Origin of the sequence: Desulfovibrio sp. SGI.102, from assembly GCF_050314315.1 — a bacterium.
Classification (GTDB): Bacteria; Desulfobacterota; Desulfovibrionia; order Desulfovibrionales; family Desulfovibrionaceae; genus Desulfovibrio.
Genome location: NZ_JBNPNC010000121.1, coordinates 1 through 1,041, shown reverse-complemented (window position 1 = coordinate 1,041; position 1,041 = coordinate 1). Strand labels below are relative to the sequence as shown.

The window sequence follows — 1,041 nt, the reverse complement described above, 5'->3', positions numbered from 1 at the left end:
GGTGCGGTGGCCGGGACTCTCTTTCCGGCCACCGCCCGGTTTGATGGGTTAAAGCATCAGGGCCTAGAACTCGTAGCGGAAGCTGCCGAACACGCCGTGACCGGTGGTGTGCTGACCGGCCTGCAGCGTGTAGTTCACGCCGATGCTCATGTTGTCGTTGGCCAGTTCCAGACCGACGCCGCCCTGCCAGGTGAGGTAATCCATCATCTGGGTCTCCACTTCATAGGTGCCGGGCAGGCCGGTGAAGTGCACATCGTGCTTGGCCTTGATGTCGCCGGCGGCCGGGATCACGGTGAAGTCCAGGCTGGGCTTGAAGTTCCAGCCGCTGTCCAGGGCGAAGTCCTTGCTGAAGGTCACGCCGATGGGGAAGGTCCAGATGTCCTGGTGGAGGCTGTCGCCTTCCAGCACGGTGCCGCCGTGGGTATCCACGTCATAGCCCCAGGTGTTGAGGCTCATGTAGCGCACGCCGATGTGCGGGATGATGTCCATCGCACTGGTCTGCAGCAGATACTCAGCCCGCAGACCGGCGCTGATGGCCGTAGCCTGCACGTCGGCTTCCAGATCGCCCATGCCCATGCGGCTGTCCACGTCCTGCTTGAGCTGGTTCCAGGTGCTGGTGTACGACACGTCGGCCATGACGCCGAAGTTTTCGTAATTCCAGCCGGCGTAGGCGCCGAGGCCCCAGAAGTTCATGCGGTTGTCGGTGCTGCTGAGGTCGCCGCCGGAGGATTCGGCGTAACCGCCACCGATATTGAAGGTGATACCGGCGCGGATGGCGTTCTCGAAGGTGTAGTCGGCACCCAGCGACACGCCGCCCAGATTGCCGTTGAAGCCATAGTCCATGCTGTCGGCATCCATGCCCCAGCCGTGCTGGCTCTGCCACAGGGGCGCGATCCAGAGGGCGAAGCCGGTGGTGTTGCGGTCCACGATCTTGCCGTCGGCGTCCATGGCCTGGGCGCCGTCAGCGGGATCGGCGAAGCCCAGACGGTTGACCACGGCATTGGTGCCCGCGTCGGAAGCCATCTTGGTCATCTGCGGCAC

The 1,041-nt window shown here is 64.0% G+C and carries 1 protein-coding gene; it reads right to left on the bottom strand.

Annotation, left to right across the window (positions count from 1 at the left end; all coding sequences use genetic code 11):
• Positions 1–63 precede the first annotated feature (63 nt).
• Positions 64–1,041, bottom strand: a 978-nt coding sequence (locus ACQRCJ_RS12425) for an autotransporter outer membrane beta-barrel domain-containing protein (protein WP_427799939.1), incomplete at its 5' end; no start/stop codon positions are given.